Origin of the sequence: Alkalinema pantanalense CENA528 (assembly GCF_050753345.1) — a bacterium.
Taxonomy (GTDB): Bacteria; Cyanobacteriota; Cyanobacteriia; order Leptolyngbyales; family Leptolyngbyaceae; genus Alkalinema; species Alkalinema pantanalense.
On the sequence record NZ_JBLZFX010000041.1, the window covers coordinates 15,817 to 31,279 of the forward strand.

The following is a 15,463-nucleotide window of genomic DNA, read 5'->3' on the forward strand; positions in this document are numbered from 1 at the left end:
ATCGCTGTTAAGGCATTGTTGGACGGAGAAAATCGGGGTGTCAACGTTTAAATCAGGATAGCCACACAGGATAGCCCCGCACCGAGAGTGTGCTCTAGTTCAATGTGCTCTAGTTCAATGTGCTCCAGTGACTGTATTTGCAGGAACTGTACCTAACTTGATATTGCATTTGCATTGCAAGATTTCTCACAAACATGGAATTGACTATGGTGAAGTCCAATATTTCTTCTTCCCAAGGATTAGATGTAGTGATTGACCGGATTCTTGCTACAGGTCGGATTACGCTGGCCGATCGAACCTACTTGATGCAAATTGGTTGTTCGGATAACGCACTCAGCTTTCAAGAGCACGACAAAATTAATCGAGTTTTCCAACGCCTACAAATGGGATTGGTACAAGTAGCTAAAGACTAACGTGAGTTCAACAAAAAGGAGTTCGACAAAAAGGAGTTCGACAAAAAGGAGTTCGACAAAAAAGTTGTCTCTCACAAATTCCCTGTCCTTGGATGGAGAATTCACTGGGATGCCGGGAGAGTAGAGTCCCCTGACAAGACTCAAAATTCTACAGGGCTAAATTCGTCTAGATTGGGTGAATTCATCCTTCAACTCCTGGAATCAGTGATAAAAGTGTGGTGGGTAAAATCCCTACACGGTAAAATTCAAGACCAACCGATCCAAGCTTAAGTCGTTAAACTCAAGGGTAATGGGGGTTCTTCTACTGTGTTCTCAGGAGTTTAGGTGAAGTCAACTTCCGATCGCTCATCGCCAATTCAGCCGCATGAAAAAGCAATTTTGGGTTGCCCTCTCTATTTTTGCCGCCGGGATCATTGCGCTGTTTGCCAGTATTGGCAATAGTGATGCTGAGTTTATTGAAGGCCGACCTATTCCGCGATCGGAGCAACCATCAGCAATTTCTAGGATCGATCGTAGTCTCACTTCAGATGCTGCGGTTTCCCCTTCTACGGCGTCGGATATCCCTGATAAAGCGAAAACCCTAGCAGGGGCAAAGTTGTCTTCTGAAAAGTTACCCTCTGCAAAGTTAACCTCAAAGTCCGCTCCCCGTCCCAATCAACCGACCTCTCCTGTAGTGGCTCAATCAGTCAGCAACGATCCACGACTGTCCACCGATTGCACCCTGCGCCCTGACCCCAAACCCCGCCGCCCAACTCGGCAAGAACTTGCCCCCCTCCGAGACTCGCTCCCCCTAACTCGGTTTCGTCCAACTGCAAATCAGACCGATCCCAACGCACCTCAAGAAGTGGTTGCCCTCGCCCATCCCACTAATTTTGGTCAGCGATATCTCCAAGATATTGAAGGACGCCCCGTACAAAATCCCCCGATCGTCGTGCTCCATGAGACGGATGCTTCTGGGGAATCAACCATCAATTTCTTCCAGACACCCCACGTAGATGATGACGATCAAGTCAGCTACCATGCCTTGATTCCGGAAGATGGCAGAGTCATTTACATGGTGCCACCGGACAAGCGGGCCTTCGGTGCGGGCAATTCAGTGTTTGTTAATAACGATCGGCAGAAGGAAACGGTGAAAACCAATCCTAAGTTTCCACCGTCGGTGAATAATTTCGCCTACCACATTTCCTTGGTGACCCCCCGCGATGGACGAGGCAGCCGTCGCAGAACCCACAGTGGGTACTCTCAGGCACAGTACGAATCTTTGGCCTGGTTGATTGCAAAGTTAGGCATCTCTGCCGATCGCATTACAACCCATCAGTTGGTCGATCGATCGGGAGAACGGATTGATCCTCGGAGTTTTAATGTGCGCTATTTCCTCGATCGGTTTAGCAAATATCCATTGACGACTGAGATCTCCATTCAATGCACAACGCCTGTCAATGCGAATTCTGAGAATGAATCTGCAACCTAGTGCAATAAGACCAACGCAGGCAATTCAGCACATTTAATCTAATGCCTATAGCCTGATATACCACCTAATACACAATTGGGACCTGCCTAGGACGATCGCTCAAGCGATTGAGTGAGGACGCACCAACGCTCCAAGATCAGAAACAACAGAGATCCCAACGGAACGATTATCTACAACAGTGCTATTGACGCCAGCAATTGGCAGACTGCCAGGGATTTTCAGGGATTTCTGGAGATTGTAGAGGATGAATCGCTAATGTAAACTTGATTCGCTTCTAGACTTTCTGCTTCTAGATAGCTTTGCACCGATCGATAAACCTGTTCCAAAACCTCGGGGTCGCGCTCAACACGACTGATAAATCCCATGTAATTTCCCATGATGCAATAGACCGACACAAGACCTGCCGCCGCAGAAGCCACCAACGTCCCTGCCAACATCAGGGAAAACTCCTGCCGCGTGACTGCTTCTTGCATCAAGTGCAAGGCCCAGGCCACGAGGGCAATTACAAATAGCAATATTACTATTAGCATATGTTAAAGATTGTAACAGATTCTTATTAAAAGTGCCCCATTGCGATTAAAAATCGCAAGATAACTTCACTATACTTCCCCAGATACCGGAGGCTTGTCATCTGGGAGACTCATTGCAAACGGACTTGAGGCGGTTATTGACGCACGATCAGATCGCGATCGCTTAAGTATGTCTTTATCTGAGAGACCGTTAACTGTCCGTAATGAAGTAGAGAGGCTAGCAGCGCTGCTTCTGCCTTACCTGTGGTCAAAGCATCATAGATATGATCACAGTTACCCGCCCCGCCGGACGCAATCACAGGGACTTCCACGGATTCGGCGATCGTCCGCGTAATCTCTAGGTCATAGCCCGCTTGGGTGCCATCGGCATCCATACTAGTAATGAGTAATTCACCTGCCCCACGCCCCACGACTTCCTTGGCCCAAGCGATCGCGTCAATTCCTGTATTCTCCCGGCCACCCCGTACATAGACATCCCAGCCTGGATTGCTGGAATCGTTACGCCGTCGCGCATCGATCGCCACCACAATGCACTGATTACCAAACTGCCGTGCCGCTTGGTTAATAAAATCCGGATCGCGTACTGCCGCAGAATTAATACTGACCTTGTCTGCCCCCGCCCGCAACAGCTTTTTAATGGTGTCGAGGTTACTAATGCCCCCCCCTACAGTCAGGGGAATAAACACCTGTTCCGCTGTCCGATACACCACGTCGTAGATAATATCTCGATCTTCGTGGGTGGCCGTGATATCAAGAAATACCAGTTCATCCGCCCCCGCTTGGTTATAAATCTGCGCCATTTCCACCGGGTCGCCCGCATCCCGAAGATTCACGAAATTCACACCTTTGACCACACGACCAGCTTTGACATCCAGGCAGGGAAGAATTCGTTTTGCGAGCATGGGCTGAACTTAGAAGGGGTAATACAAAGAACCGTAGACGCCGTAGTATATCGCTATTTACAGGGCTTTCCAAGTTACTGAGCGCTCCAAGCTTTAATCGACCCATCACTGCCTGCACTGACGAGCCAGTTGGCGCTAACAATCAGAGTGAAGGCTTGAATGGCTCCTTGCTCTGCGGGCCAATGGGTGAGCCGTTGCCAGTTTTGTGTATCCCAAATTTTAATTTCTCCGTCCGCACCACCTGTGATCAGCTGGCTTCCGCAGGTTGTGAACTGCAAACCCCGAAGGGCTCCGGCTCCGTGGGCTGCAATGGTTTTAAGCCAGTCTCCGGCGATCGACCACAAATGTAAATTGCCTTGATCATCGCTAACTACCAGCGTTTGTCCATCGGGGCTGATGGCGCTTTTATAGCAACAGGGCGAAGGGAGGGAAATTTCCCGCAGCAGTTCACCTGTTTGAGCTTGCCACAGACGCAAAACTTGATCCGCACTGGTTGTCATCACCAGGCTACCGATCGCATCAAAGATGACTGACCAGACCGTTGCCCGATGGCTCAATACTGTTACCAGGGTAGCTGGATTCAGGCGAAACAGTTTAACTTGGCCATCTTCCCCCGCACTGGCTAGTAACTGCTCCGTCGGATCTATGGCTAAGGCTTGAATTCCACTTTGATGCAGCGGAACAGTTCTAAGGAGCCGTTTGTCTGGCAGGCTCCACATTTTCATTTGCCCATCCTTTCCGCCAGTGACTATCAGCCCCTGCTGAGCCGCCATTGCGATCGCGGTAATCGGCACCCGATGACTGGTCAAGACCGCTTGTGCCTCACCCGTTGGCCAGTGCCATAATCGCAAGGTTTTATCAAGGCTAGTGCTCATCAGAGTCGAGCTAGCCCAACCCAGGCCCGTGACGGCTCCCCCATGGCCCAACCAGGTTTGGTGCAAGCGCCACGGAGCCACGGGAGAATGGCTGGAAGCGGCGGCGGCGGGCGGGGTTTGAGCGGTGTGAGCAGAGGAGGATTGGGCCGATCGCGGGTCAGCCGATCGCGGGTCAGCCGATCGCGGGTCAGCCGATCGCGGGTCAGTAGGGTGGGGGTGAGCTTGCTGCGTCTGAGTTTGCGGGGCTTGAGTTGACTCATCTTTGGGAACCCAACCATGCTGTTTTGCCTTGGCTAAATCCTCCTGAGCTGATGCTGTCCAGCCCTTCGCTTTTCGCAGTTGGCTGCGGTACCAGTAGGCTTCGGCATAATCCGGCTTCAGGTGAATGGCAAAGGAGAAAAAATCCAGCGCAGCCATGTACTGTTTTGCCTGGAATTGTTCGATTCCTTTCTTCAAGGCAATTTCTGCCTCCGAAGGTTTCCGGGGATCTGCTGCCCGTCGGGGTTTAGTTCGGATAGATACGCCTGTATGGGAAGCCTCTGATTTAGTCGATCGCGCGGAACTGGGCGCATAGTCTTTCAGGGCTTCGTAGGCGGCCTGGATAGTTTGAAACTTAGCCTTGGCCGCTTGCTGTTCTACGGGATCCTGATAGCGATCGGGATGATAGGTCTTCGCTAATTTGCGATAGGCTTGCTTGACGGCTTCCGGTGAAGCGCCCCATTCCAGACCCAAAATTTCGTAGTAATGCCGCATTGAATTCGATGACGATTCCAGCAATCCGTTCAATTCTGGCGATATCGAACTTCCGCCTATCTTCTTTCTTCAATATGCCCGAGCGGCCATCCTACGGAACAAATCCGCTGCGATCCCACGGGCCAACTGCTGGTAAACTTTGAAATGGTCTGTATCAATGTTGCTGTGATGGAAATCGGTCAAAAAGTACGTGTCCGTCGTCTGCGCGATCGCGTTCCCCAAGAAGTGGTGAGCAAGCTGGGTAAAGTGGGTACTGTCAAGGACTTCAAAGTCGTAGATGGCAGAGGTCTAGGCCGTCTCGTTCAGTTTGATGACCAGTATGCTACCTGGTTTTTTGAAGACGAACTGGAAGCCTTTAATTAGTCAACTAGTTCAGAGGCTAGCGTCTGCGATCGAAAGCTTGAGTGAGGCAGTGAGTGAGTTAATCATTGACTGCCTTCTTGTTTTGGGGCTGATCGCTGGGTGGCAAGCATGATGGGCTTGGGTATCAGTCTGAGCAGTTTGATGAGCCAACAATCTTGGCAGGAAATGGATAGATTGAATGGGTAAACCCGGCATCGGAGTCACAGCAAATCTACTATGGCGTTTATTCTGACGTTTTTGGGCAAGGGTGGAACGGGACGGACTACAGTCGCGATCGCCGCCGCTCATCGCTTTGCCGCCCAAGGCAGACGTGTTCTTTTGGCGAGTCAAGATTGTAGTCCGGCATTGGGCATTGCCCTAGGGGCTGAAGTGGGGCCAGATCCAACCACGATCGCCCCTAACCTCGAAGCCGTCCAACTCCACTCCACGGTGCTGCTAGAACGGGCTTGGGAAGAATTGAAAAAGCTGGAAGCCCAGTATGTACGCACTCCCTTCTTTCGGAATGTCTATGGCCAGGAATTAGGCGTTCTGTCGGGCATGGACAATGCCTTGGCGCTGAATGCGATTCGGCAGTGGGACAGTCGCTATGACGTAATCGTCTATGACAGTGGCAGCAGTCCCGAAACCCTGCGGATGCTGGGAATGCCGGAAATTGTCAGTTGGTACATCCGGCGTTTTCGTCAGGTATTTATCGATTCTGACCTCGGCAAAACCCTAGCGCCCTTCATTCCGCCGATCGCCTCGGCGATTCTCAGCGTCAATTTTGCAGCGGATAACTTTGCCCAACCGACCGCAGAAATGAACAGCCAATTGGATCAGGGGAAAGCCAAAATCGCAGACCCCCAGCGTACCGTAGCCTATCTGGTGACAACGGATGATCCACTGGCAGTCAGTACCGCGCAGTATCTCTGGGGCAGTGCCCAGCAGGTCGGTTTAACGATCGGCGGCGTAATTGCCAACCAAAGCCGTTATGCGGGAGATGCCTTCCACCCGTTGGCTGTTACTTCAGTGCCTCGAAAAACCGGCGATGACTGGCTGACGGTAATGGAAGCCTTACCCGACTTTAGCCAAGCGGTACAAGCCCCCCGGCCAATTACGATTAATGTGAGCGATCGCACCGTTGCGCTGTTTCTGCCCAGCTTTGACAAGAAGCAAGTTAAGCTAACCCAGTACGGGCCAGAAATCACGATCGAAGCTGGCGATCAACGGCGGAATATTTTCCTGCCGCCAGAGCTGAGTGGTTTGCCGGTCAAAGGGGCAAAATTTCAAAACAGTTCCCTGGTCATTTCGTTTTAACTCCAGGCTGGGGCTGGTATGCTTTTGCCGATGAATACAAGCTCCCAGATTCGATCCTCGCTTAATATTTCACCTTCGCCTAACCCTATGACAGAATCCAAATCCACGGAAATTTTGACCGAAACTGCCGAAGAAAAAGATAATCGATCGGCCAAAGCTCGCCAACTGCTGGGCATGAAAGGGGCTGAGGTGGAAGAGAAGTCGATTTGGAAAATTCGGCTACAACTGATGAAGCCTGTGACCTGGATTCCCCTGATGTGGGGCGTTCTGTGTGGTGCTGCCTCTTCGGGCAACTACACTTGGTCGATCGAAAATGTCTTGATTTCCCTGGCCTGTATGCTGATGTCGGGGCCACTGCTGACGGGGTATACCCAGACGATTAATGACTACTACGATCGGGAAATTGACGCGATTAATGAACCCTATCGGCCCATTCCCTCCGGAGCCATTGCCCTAGGACAGGTGAAGGCGCAGATTTTGATTTTGCTGGCGGGGGGCATTGGGGTGGCCTATCTGCTGGATTTGTGGGCTGGCCATGGGTTCCCAACCATTACCGTGATGGCGATCGGCGGCTCCTTAATTTCCTACATCTACTCCGCGCCACCCCTCAAACTGAAGCAAAACGGTTGGTTGGGGAATTATGCCTTGGGTGCGAGCTATATTGCGCTGCCTTGGTGGGCGGGTCATGCGCTGTTTGGCGATTTGAATCCGACGATCGTGGTGCTGACGCTGTTCTACAGCTTGGCAGGGTTGGGAATTGCCGTGGTTAATGATTTCAAGAGCGTCGAGGGTGATCGGGCCTTAGGATTAAAGTCCCTTCCCGTGATGTTTGGCATTACGACGGCAGCTTGGATTTGCGTCTTAATGATTGATATCTTTCAAATTGGCGTGGCAGGTTATCTGATGTCAATCCATCAAAACCTCTATGCTACGATTCTGCTGCTCTTTGTGATTCCCCAAATTACCTTCCAGGACATGTATTTCCTACGGGATCCACTAAAAAACGATGTGAAATATCAAGCCAGTGCCCAACCATTTTTAGTGCTGGGAATGTTGATCACGGGAATTGCCCTGGGAAATGCAGGCTTGTCCTAGGGGGACATCAGGGTGCTGTCGTTCGGTGTGATCGCAGGTTCCCAAAACCATCTCGATCACACATTTAGATTGAGAAAACTCTAAAAAGACTACAAATTTTTCTCATCCTTCCTGTAAACTGTTCGATTAACTTCTGGGTTAGTCTACGGTTCTCACCTCCGCGAACCGCCAAGGCTCTGGGTGCACCTTTGATATGAACCATTGGAGTGGTCTAACAATAGACACTTCCATGGCTCGGCAATTCCCGCTAGATACTTAAAGAGGCTTCTTGTGTGGCTAAGTACGGCTTCCGGCGATCGAAATCATCGAAACATTCCGGGATAGATCCCATGACAGGCAAGCAAGAGGGGCAGACGCCGCGTAGAAAAGGATCACGACGCAGGATTAAACTCCCGGCCCCGCTGCAGCACACTCTAGTCAGTGCAAGGCTGGGAATTGCGGAGCAATGGGCTTGGATCGCCCAACGCATCCCCATGCCGCTCAAACGACGGAGAAATCAACTGGGCTTAGTCATTGTGGGAGTCGCCGCTGTCGGAGTCGCTGTGGGCTACAACCAGATAGAACGGGAATTACCGGACGTTTCCACGTTAAACACTTTTGTGCGCCCAGGCACTTTGACCATCAAAGCATCCGATGGCACAGTCTTGTTACAAAGTGGCCCCGCCACCCGCGAACGCATGTCAATCCGCGACTTGCCGACACGGGTGAAAGAGGCATTTATTGCTGCGGAAGATCGCCGTTTTTATCAACATAGAGGGGTAGATTACTGGGGCATTGTGCGAGCCACTGCCCGCAATGTGACCTCGGGGGAAATGGTGGAAGGGGGCAGTACCATTACCCAGCAGTTGGCCCGTATGGTATTCCTCAACCAAGATCGGAGCCTCATCCGAAAAATCCGGGAGGCGATGCTGGCGCAGAAGCTGGAGCGGGAGTTATCCAAGGATAAGTTGTTAGAAAACTACCTGAACCTGGTTTATCTGGGCTCAGAAGCCTATGGAGTCGCGGATGCAGCTTGGGTATTCTTCAGCAAGCCCGTGAAAGACTTAACCCTGGCAGAAACTGCGATGATTGCAGGCTTGCCCCCGGCTCCGAGTCTCTATTCGCCCCTGGTTGATCCCAAGAAAGCCCAACAACGGCGCGATATTGTCCTCGATCGCATGGCGGAACAGGGCTTTATTTCCCAGAGTGAAGCCGATGCCGCTAAAGCAGAGTCGATTCGCCTCAAACCTGCGATACCGAAAAATCTCTACAGTTCTAGCCCCTATTTCACCTCCTTTGTGCAACAGCAGTTAGCACAGTACATTTCCAAGGAGGCGATCGAATATGGTGGGCTGACGGTCGAAACGACATTGAACGCCAAATGGCAAAAAGCCGCAGAAACAGCCGTTAAAGAAGCAATCGAAATTGATGGGCGAGCCCAGGGATTTGAGCAAGCCGCTCTAGTAGCTATCGATCCTCGGAATGGGGAAATTCGCGCCCTAGTCGGCGGATTAGATTACTACAAAGGTAGCCAGTTTAACCGCGCCACCCAAGCCCAACGGCAGCCGGGATCGACCTTTAAGGTGTTTGTTTATACCGCTGCGATCGCCGCTGGATTTTCGCCCTATCGCGGCTACGTGGATGAGCGCTATGTGGTGGATGGCTACGAGCCGAAAAACTATGGGAATAAGTATTCCGGTTCTGTGGACATGCGCACCGCCCTCACCAAATCCCTCAACGTGGTGGCGGTCAAGACCTTGATAGATGTGGGATTTGAACCCGTGATCAAGTTAGCGAAGGAGATGGGCATTAAATCGTCCCTCAAGGACACCTATTCCTTGGCCTTGGGTGCCTATGAAGTCAATCTGTTAGAACTCACCAGTGGCTATGGCCCCTTGGCTGCGAACGGGGAATATACCGCGCCCCACGCCATTCTGAAAGTGACGGATAACAAGGGGAAGGAGCTCTATAAATCCGACTTTAAGTCTCGCAAAGTTCTCGATCCAGGGACGGTTGCAATTATGACTTGGATGCTGGAGAACGTCGTGAAAAAGGGAACTGGCTCCCCTGCGGCCTTGCCCGATCGGCAAGTTGCGGGTAAAACCGGAACCTCAGAACAAGCGCGAGATCTCTGGTTTATTGGCTATATTCCCCAAATGGTGGCCGGGGTTTGGTTAGGCAACGATGATAACTACCCCACGGGCGGCAGTAGCGGAACGGCAGCGTTTACTTGGAACCAGTTCATGAAAGTGGTGGCGAAAGATCTGTCCGTGGAGAAGTTTCCGGATCTGCCGAAGGACATCGATACCCGGAAAGGCAGTATCAAAGCGAAGCCCGTAGAGCCAAATAGTGCCTACTCCAAAGGAATTGCACCGGATCCTAAGGACTCCGATCGTTTGCGCGATCGCCAGGAAAATTCGCCACCGGAGTCAAATTCCCAGAATAACCAAAGCAGTCCACCCGAGGATTCACCTGCGCCGCCACCCGAGGATATTCCACCCCCCGCCAGCTACGATCCCCCTCCGGCCTATAATCCGCCTCCAGCAGCAGATCCGATCGATGCGGCTCCCCCTCCGGCAGCAGATCCGCCCCCGCCAACGGAACCTGATCCTTTACCGCCGTCCAATCCTTAGTTCCGCTAGGCGTCACAGAATCCCTCCACCATCTTGTAGGACAGCGAGGGATATGTTGGCGATAAGGTTAAGACGATCGGACATCTTTGAGCGCGTAGTCCCGAAAGCGATTCATATCCGCTTGGAGAGAAGATTCCACGACTTTACCCAGGGCCAACCCATCCATTAGTTGCCGAATTACCGTTGGCACAGAATAGGCCACGGTGAGTTTGACAACGCTGCCGTCATTGCCGCGATCGTAGAACCGGATTGCGCCTTTATTGGGCAAGCCATCCACCGATTCCCATTGAATAATTTGATGCTGAACTTGGCGCACAATTTTGGATTGCCAGGAAAACTCGAATCCCCCCGAAGCTAACTTCCATACAGAAAGGTCAGGATTATCAGGCCGGACTTTGACGGAATCGATCCACTTCATCCACCTAGGCATTTGCTCTAAGTCTGACCAAAGCGACCAGACATGTTCGATCGTCGTAGGAATTTCAACCTGTACAGTGTGCTCGAGCCAGTCAGACATAAGGGCGACGGGGGTAAGGGTGGGAGGGTGGGTGGGTAGGGCGCAGGAAAATAGATCGGGATCGCAGAGCCTATAATGCGGTCATTGAGAACCCAGCTTTTCTCCCAGCGTAGCGCACTCACTCAGATGTGCGACGTTGGCAAAAGAACGGTTTTCCTAACTGAGATCTGTAACTGAGATCTGTATCGTCTTTGCTGAATATTAGAGCCCTACCTTAGGCATAGGAGTAGCGGAATAAACCTTTGCCTTCTACTTTTTGGCCGAAGGGCTCCAAAATCACCGCAGCGGCTTGTTTGCCAGAAATCGTTGCACCTTCCATACTGTCGATGTAGTCCTGTTGGGTATAACTGCCCGCCAGGAAAAAGTTCGCGATCGGGGTCTTTTGGTTGGGACGATAGGGATCCATATCCGGTTTTTCACGGTAGAGGGATTGGGCCAGCTTGACGACACTGAACCAAGTCATTTCTAGCTCGCGGGAAGAGGGGAACAGATCGTGCAGTTGCTTGAGGGCGTGCTGGGCAATGTCTTCGTTGCTCATTTTGATGAACGGATCGCCGGGAGTCAGCACCACTTGCATGAGGGAACCCTGGCCTTCGCGGTAGTAATCCTTAGGACTGGACAGCGCCAAGTCTGAGAAGCAGGAAAAGTCGGCATCGGCGCTGTAGAGCAGGTTATCAATACCAGCGGCGATCGCTTGCTTGCGTTTGCTTTCATCCTGCATTTCCGTGACCCAGCCATTGAACCGCAACTGCACGGTCACCACAGGCACGGCTTCCAGCTTGTAAATATTGTCAAACTCTGCCATGCTGCGCCATTCCGGGGGCAGAAGCCGTTGAATTCCCGGCACATCGCAGGCAGCCAAGTAGGCATCGGCGGTGACAATCTCTTCCTCCGCGCCATCGGCGATCGCCAAGCCCGTGACTTTAGTATTGCGGCCTTCCCCTTCAAAGAGAATGCGGCGGGTCTGGCGACGGGTGTGGATTTTGGCTCCCTTAGCAGTGATGTAATCCACGATCGGCTTGCTGAGATACTCCCCCGGCGATCCGGCCAACATGTTTAGTCGGGACGCTTCCGTTTTAGCCGCGAACATCATGAAGATCGTCAGCATACAGCGGGCGGAAATTTCCTCGGTGTCAATGAATCCCAAGGCCAGGGCGATCGGATCCCACATCCGCTTCAAGCTATTCTGCGATCCACCATGGCTGCGGAACCAATCGGCAAAGCTGATGTTGTCTAGCTTGCGGATCAGTTTCATCGCCACTTCATAGTTAACCAAACCCGGTACGATCGGGCTGGTACCTAGGGCGATCGCGTTCTGTAGCTTGTCTAATGGGGTTAACTGCCCCGTGGTGAAAAATGCCTTGAGGCCATGGAACGGTGCACCGACTAGGAATCGGAAATCCAACGTACCGATTTGGCCGCCGCGATTAATGAAGGTGTGGACATGCTCCTTGGGTAGCAAATTTTCGTAGGCACCCACTTTTTTCAGCAGCGCGAATAAGTTGTAATAGTTGTTGAAGAAGACATGCAGGCCCATTTCAATGTGGTTGCCATCGGCGTCCACCCAGCTTCCCACCTTGCCACCGACAAAGGGACGGGACTCAAAAATCTCCACCTCATGGCCAGCGTCTACTAGTTCGACTGCCGCCGCCAACCCTGCTAAACCCGCACCAACGATCGCAACACGCATTACGCCACCTAAAAATACGCTACCTAAGAACTTATAGACATCGACTGTCCAGACAGCTTTACAGATTGTAATGGTTTGCGGGTCGGGAAAAAAGCGCTTGCGTAGGATTCTGCGTTGATCAGCCCACAACCACTCAGCCCCAGGAATCCGTAGGACACAGGGCAGGGGCAGGGGGTGGCAGATTCCATTCCAGACAAGCGCTATCAGCCGCTATAACACCCGCTATAACAGATGGGCATATTCCAACGCTGTACGGCCTGCACGACTTTCGGGATGATGACTGTGCAGGGTTTTGGCGAGCATCCAGTGATCCAGGATCTCCAGAAGCCAGCGCAAATCTTCCTGGAAGCTCTGGCGATAGTGCTGCACCAGTGCGGCAAAGTGTCGGGCAATCCGATCGCAGGTGTGCTGCCAATTGCGTTGACAGACCAAGGCTAGCTTAAGTAACAGACCAACGGTAAAGGTGGCTCCAAATCCACCATGGAGGTTCATAAAGCGAACGTGGTGGTCGGCATGGCTTCTGGGGTGAGCCAGCAGGGTATCTAACAATTGCCAACTAACCTCCGTGAGCAATAAATCACTTTGGCCTAGAAAAGCTTTGGGGGAGGCGATCGCTTTCGATTGCATCTCCAGCCATTGACTGACAGAGGCTCCGCAATGGGGATGGTGGGCCTGCTGGGCAAAGTGTTGGACGCTGGTGTTCAAATAAGTAGAGAGGTGGTGAACCGCTTGGTGGTGGGCAGTGGCTCCGTCCCAAGCCAGCAAGAATTTCTGAGCACTCTCACGATAGCGCCCCGCCGCCGTTGATTTACCCGCATAGTGTTTGATGGCAAATCGGAGTTGTGGCTCCTCTAGCCCGGTCAGCCGTTGCAGCTCCGTCGAAAATTCTCCGGTGTGATTGCGCAATAGGGCATTGCGTAGATATTGATCAAGGCATTGATCATAGTGATGTTCTCGTTGTCGTTGTAGATGCGAAACCGCTTCTTGCCCACTATCGCTCGTGTCTTCGTTCAGCAAGATATGGGGATAAAGAAACGGGTACCGCCGCAATTCATCTTGCACCGATCGCGAATGATTCGACGTTTCAGGCTCATCCTCCGTTTGCGCCACATTAACCCGATCGAGCAGCGCCGTATATTGGGGAGACTGCGTAAATTGCGCCACCAGTTTCCGCAGGCGATCGATCACCGGAAAACGGCTTAACTGCGTAGGTTTGCGTTGAAAAATGAGGACAAAACCCGCCGTGTAACGCAAGTCCGATCTCGACCACCAATGGTTGATTAAGATATAGCAACAGCGATTGAGTACATTGAGAAATTCCCGATCGGCCTGTTCTGAAGCCACTAAACGATAGACTATTTCTAGAATTTCTGGCTCACGATATTGAGTCCCCTCAATAAACAATTGAGTGAGGCGATCGAGAATATCTGGAAATGGTAAATACCGTAACTCATACAGGTGATGATACAGGGATTCAGCATCCTGGTGCCAAGGCAACCTGGAAGAATGGAAATTCATGGTAGAGCCACCTTAAGAAAGATCCACAGAGCACGGAGGGACGAAACCAGAAAGCCAGGGAACAACGAAGGGTGCGATCTTGGGCTAATCAAAGGACAATTCAAGCCAATCATTCAACCCATTCCAACTAGAATGTCTTGCATTCTTGAAGACAATCATTAAAATTTCGCAATACACCCACCATTTTGACGGGAAATTGACGTTAATGACCAGTCAACTATCACTTGTAGCAACACCTATAACAATGAGTGCAGCAAGATTACAGCAATACATGTAGCAATGATTGTGGTAATGGAGAATTGGGCTGTGATATCAGGGTCGGTGAAGCTGCTAACTGTTCGATCGCCAAGGTCGATCGCCGGGATAAAAGAATTATCTCAGAAATATATAAGACTCTGAGGTTAGATTTATGGGGCGTTGATGACAGTTTTTACACTGTCTATCGAGAAATTACAGGTGCAGGTAGATGGATTCCGGGGAGCGCAGTTCATTGGGTAATTCCTAGGCAGCGGAAACTTGCAGTAGTTGGGATTCCGGTTCACAGGTGAAGCTGAGAGGTGACTGCGATCGGGGATGTTGGAAGGCTAAGTGGTAGGCATGGAGCCAGTAGCCACAATCTCCTGGGACGGGGACGTTGTCTGCATCCGGCTGGGCAGGCACGATCGGTAACCCGCCAACGCCATAGAGGGGATCGCCCACCAACGGATAGCCCGCCGCCGCAAGATGGATACGGATCTGATGGGGACGCCCAGTCAGAATGGTGACTTCCAGCAGGGTGTCTTGGGGATTGCGGCGTAGAACTCGGCAGTGGCTCTGGGCAAAGGAACCGCTGGGGGTGGCGGCGTAAAGGGTACCTAAGGCAGGATGGCCGATCGGGCCGATCGGGGTTTGGAGGGTAAATTCGTCGGCCATGGCGGTACCCGTCGCTAGGGCACGATAGATTTTGCGAATGGTTCGATCGCGCATTTGCTGGGTCAGGTGGGATTTTGCCAGGGGCGATCGGGCCAGCAAGAGTAACCCGGAGGTTCCGCGACCGAGGCGATGGATGGGAACGGGGGGCTGGTGGGGATATTGTTTTTGCATCTGGTGCAAAACGGTGTGTTCTAAAAATCCGGCTCCTGGCATAACGGGCAATCCCGAGGGTTTATTCACAACGAGGAGATCGGCATCTTCGTACAGGATTTCGATCGTCAGGGGCACGATCGGTTCCTGCCAAGGGGGACGGTGGTAGGCAAGGCGATCGCCTTTTTGCAGATAAGTATCTGGGGTAGTGGGATTCCCGTTTAATTGCACTTGCCCGGATGTAATTTTGGTTTGCCATTTGCTGGGGCTGGAGTGACGATAGTATTGCGCGTAGTATTGCAGAACAGTGAGTCCTGCTTGTTGCTGACTAATGCGATCGTGGTATGTCCAGCCTTGATTCATGGG

General features: G+C 51.9%; 13 protein-coding genes. 6 read left to right on the plus strand and 7 right to left on the minus strand.

What is annotated here, in order from left to right; all coding sequences use genetic code 11:
• Positions 1–206: 206 nt before the first annotated feature.
• Positions 207–413: a hypothetical protein gene (locus tag ACN4EG_RS14690; RefSeq protein WP_431630507.1), complete on the plus strand. Its 207-nt coding sequence runs from the start codon at positions 207–209 to the stop codon at positions 411–413.
• 364 nt (positions 414–777) lie between these two features.
• Positions 778–1,884 carry a peptidoglycan recognition protein family protein gene (locus ACN4EG_RS14695; RefSeq protein ID WP_431630508.1) on the plus strand — a complete coding sequence of 369 codons (1,107 nt, stop codon included), beginning with the start codon at positions 778–780 and terminating at the stop codon, positions 1,882–1,884.
• 218 nt (positions 1,885–2,102) lie between these two features.
• Here the strand turns inward: ACN4EG_RS14695 and ACN4EG_RS14700 are convergent, their stop codons facing one another.
• From ACN4EG_RS14700 to ACN4EG_RS14710, 3 genes are all read right to left on the minus strand, one after another.
• Positions 2,103–2,414 carry a hypothetical protein gene (locus ACN4EG_RS14700; protein WP_431630509.1) on the minus strand — a complete coding sequence of 104 codons (312 nt, stop codon included), beginning with the start codon at positions 2,412–2,414 and terminating at the stop codon, positions 2,103–2,105.
• 134 nt (positions 2,415–2,548) lie between these two features.
• Complete coding sequence (gene hisF, locus ACN4EG_RS14705; RefSeq protein ID WP_431630510.1) at positions 2,549–3,316, minus strand: imidazole glycerol phosphate synthase subunit HisF; 768 nt, start codon at positions 3,314–3,316, stop codon at positions 2,549–2,551.
• Positions 3,317–3,390: 74 nt separating this feature from the next.
• Positions 3,391–4,944 carry a DnaJ domain-containing protein gene (locus tag ACN4EG_RS14710; RefSeq protein WP_431630512.1) on the minus strand — a complete coding sequence of 518 codons (1,554 nt, stop codon included), beginning with the start codon at positions 4,942–4,944 and terminating at the stop codon, positions 3,391–3,393.
• A gap of 144 nt (positions 4,945–5,088) precedes the next feature.
• Between ACN4EG_RS14710 and petP the strand changes: the two genes are divergently transcribed.
• The 4 genes from petP to ACN4EG_RS14730 all read left to right on the plus strand — a co-directional run bounded on the left by petP (position 5,089) and on the right by ACN4EG_RS14730 (position 10,310).
• Positions 5,089–5,307, plus strand: coding sequence for a cytochrome b6f subunit PetP (gene petP / locus ACN4EG_RS14715; protein WP_431630514.1), 219 nt, complete (start codon positions 5,089–5,091; stop codon positions 5,305–5,307).
• A 216-nt stretch (positions 5,308–5,523) separates the two neighbouring features.
• Positions 5,524–6,603: a Get3/ArsA fold putative tail anchor-mediating ATPase NosAFP gene (locus ACN4EG_RS14720; protein ID WP_431630516.1), complete on the plus strand. Its 1,080-nt coding sequence runs from the start codon at positions 5,524–5,526 to the stop codon at positions 6,601–6,603.
• Between the two features lie 87 nt (positions 6,604–6,690).
• The gene (gene chlG / locus ACN4EG_RS14725) at positions 6,691–7,698 is read left to right on the plus strand and encodes a chlorophyll synthase ChlG (RefSeq protein WP_431630517.1); all 1,008 of its coding nucleotides are present in this window, start codon (positions 6,691–6,693) and stop codon (positions 7,696–7,698) included.
• A gap of 329 nt (positions 7,699–8,027) precedes the next feature.
• Positions 8,028–10,310, plus strand: a complete 2,283-nt coding sequence (locus ACN4EG_RS14730) for a transglycosylase domain-containing protein (RefSeq protein WP_431630518.1) — start codon at positions 8,028–8,030, stop codon at positions 10,308–10,310.
• A gap of 67 nt (positions 10,311–10,377) precedes the next feature.
• On the opposite strand, the gene ACN4EG_RS14735 is transcribed toward ACN4EG_RS14730, so the two are convergent.
• The 4 genes from ACN4EG_RS14735 to ACN4EG_RS14750 form a co-directional block, all read right to left on the minus strand.
• Positions 10,378–10,827 carry an SRPBCC family protein gene (locus ACN4EG_RS14735; protein WP_431630521.1) on the minus strand — a complete coding sequence of 150 codons (450 nt, stop codon included), beginning with the start codon at positions 10,825–10,827 and terminating at the stop codon, positions 10,378–10,380.
• Positions 10,828–11,041: 214 nt separating this feature from the next.
• Positions 11,042–12,517: a 9,9'-di-cis-zeta-carotene desaturase gene (zds, locus tag ACN4EG_RS14740; RefSeq protein ID WP_431630523.1), complete on the minus strand. Its 1,476-nt coding sequence runs from the start codon at positions 12,515–12,517 to the stop codon at positions 11,042–11,044.
• A 222-nt stretch (positions 12,518–12,739) separates the two neighbouring features.
• The gene (locus ACN4EG_RS14745) at positions 12,740–14,035 is read right to left on the minus strand and encodes a hypothetical protein (RefSeq protein WP_431630524.1); all 1,296 of its coding nucleotides are present in this window, start codon (positions 14,033–14,035) and stop codon (positions 12,740–12,742) included.
• A 501-nt stretch (positions 14,036–14,536) separates the two neighbouring features.
• On the minus strand, positions 14,537–15,460 hold the full coding sequence (locus ACN4EG_RS14750) for an RluA family pseudouridine synthase (RefSeq protein WP_431630526.1): 924 nt from the start codon (positions 15,458–15,460) through the stop codon (positions 14,537–14,539).
• Between the last annotated feature and the right edge of the window lie 3 nt (positions 15,461–15,463).

Bases quoted from the DNA above. Each gene is read 5' to 3' on its own strand.
- hisF (WP_431630510.1), bottom strand. From the start codon at position 3,316: ATGCTCGCAAAACGAATTCTTCCCTGCCTGGATGTCAAAGCTGGTCGT.
- chlG (WP_431630517.1), top strand. From the start codon at position 6,691: ATGACAGAATCCAAATCCACGGAAATTTTGACCGAAACTGCCGAAGAA.
- ACN4EG_RS14695 (WP_431630508.1), top strand. From the start codon at position 778: ATGAAAAAGCAATTTTGGGTTGCCCTCTCTATTTTTGCCGCCGGGATC.
- ACN4EG_RS14700 (WP_431630509.1), bottom strand. From the start codon at position 2,414: ATGCTAATAGTAATATTGCTATTTGTAATTGCCCTCGTGGCCTGGGCC.
- ACN4EG_RS14745 (WP_431630524.1), bottom strand. From the start codon at position 14,035: ATGAATTTCCATTCTTCCAGGTTGCCTTGGCACCAGGATGCTGAATCC.
- zds (WP_431630523.1), bottom strand. From the start codon at position 12,517: ATGCGTGTTGCGATCGTTGGTGCGGGTTTAGCAGGGTTGGCGGCGGCA.
- ACN4EG_RS14735 (WP_431630521.1), bottom strand. From the start codon at position 10,827: ATGTCTGACTGGCTCGAGCACACTGTACAGGTTGAAATTCCTACGACG.
- ACN4EG_RS14750 (WP_431630526.1), bottom strand. From the start codon at position 15,460: ATGAATCAAGGCTGGACATACCACGATCGCATTAGTCAGCAACAAGCA.
- ACN4EG_RS14720 (WP_431630516.1), top strand. From the start codon at position 5,524: ATGGCGTTTATTCTGACGTTTTTGGGCAAGGGTGGAACGGGACGGACT.
- ACN4EG_RS14690 (WP_431630507.1), top strand. From the start codon at position 207: ATGGTGAAGTCCAATATTTCTTCTTCCCAAGGATTAGATGTAGTGATT.
- ACN4EG_RS14730 (WP_431630518.1), top strand. From the start codon at position 8,028: ATGACAGGCAAGCAAGAGGGGCAGACGCCGCGTAGAAAAGGATCACGA.
- ACN4EG_RS14710 (WP_431630512.1), bottom strand. From the start codon at position 4,944: ATGCGGCATTACTACGAAATTTTGGGTCTGGAATGGGGCGCTTCACCG.
- petP (WP_431630514.1), top strand. From the start codon at position 5,089: ATGGTCTGTATCAATGTTGCTGTGATGGAAATCGGTCAAAAAGTACGT.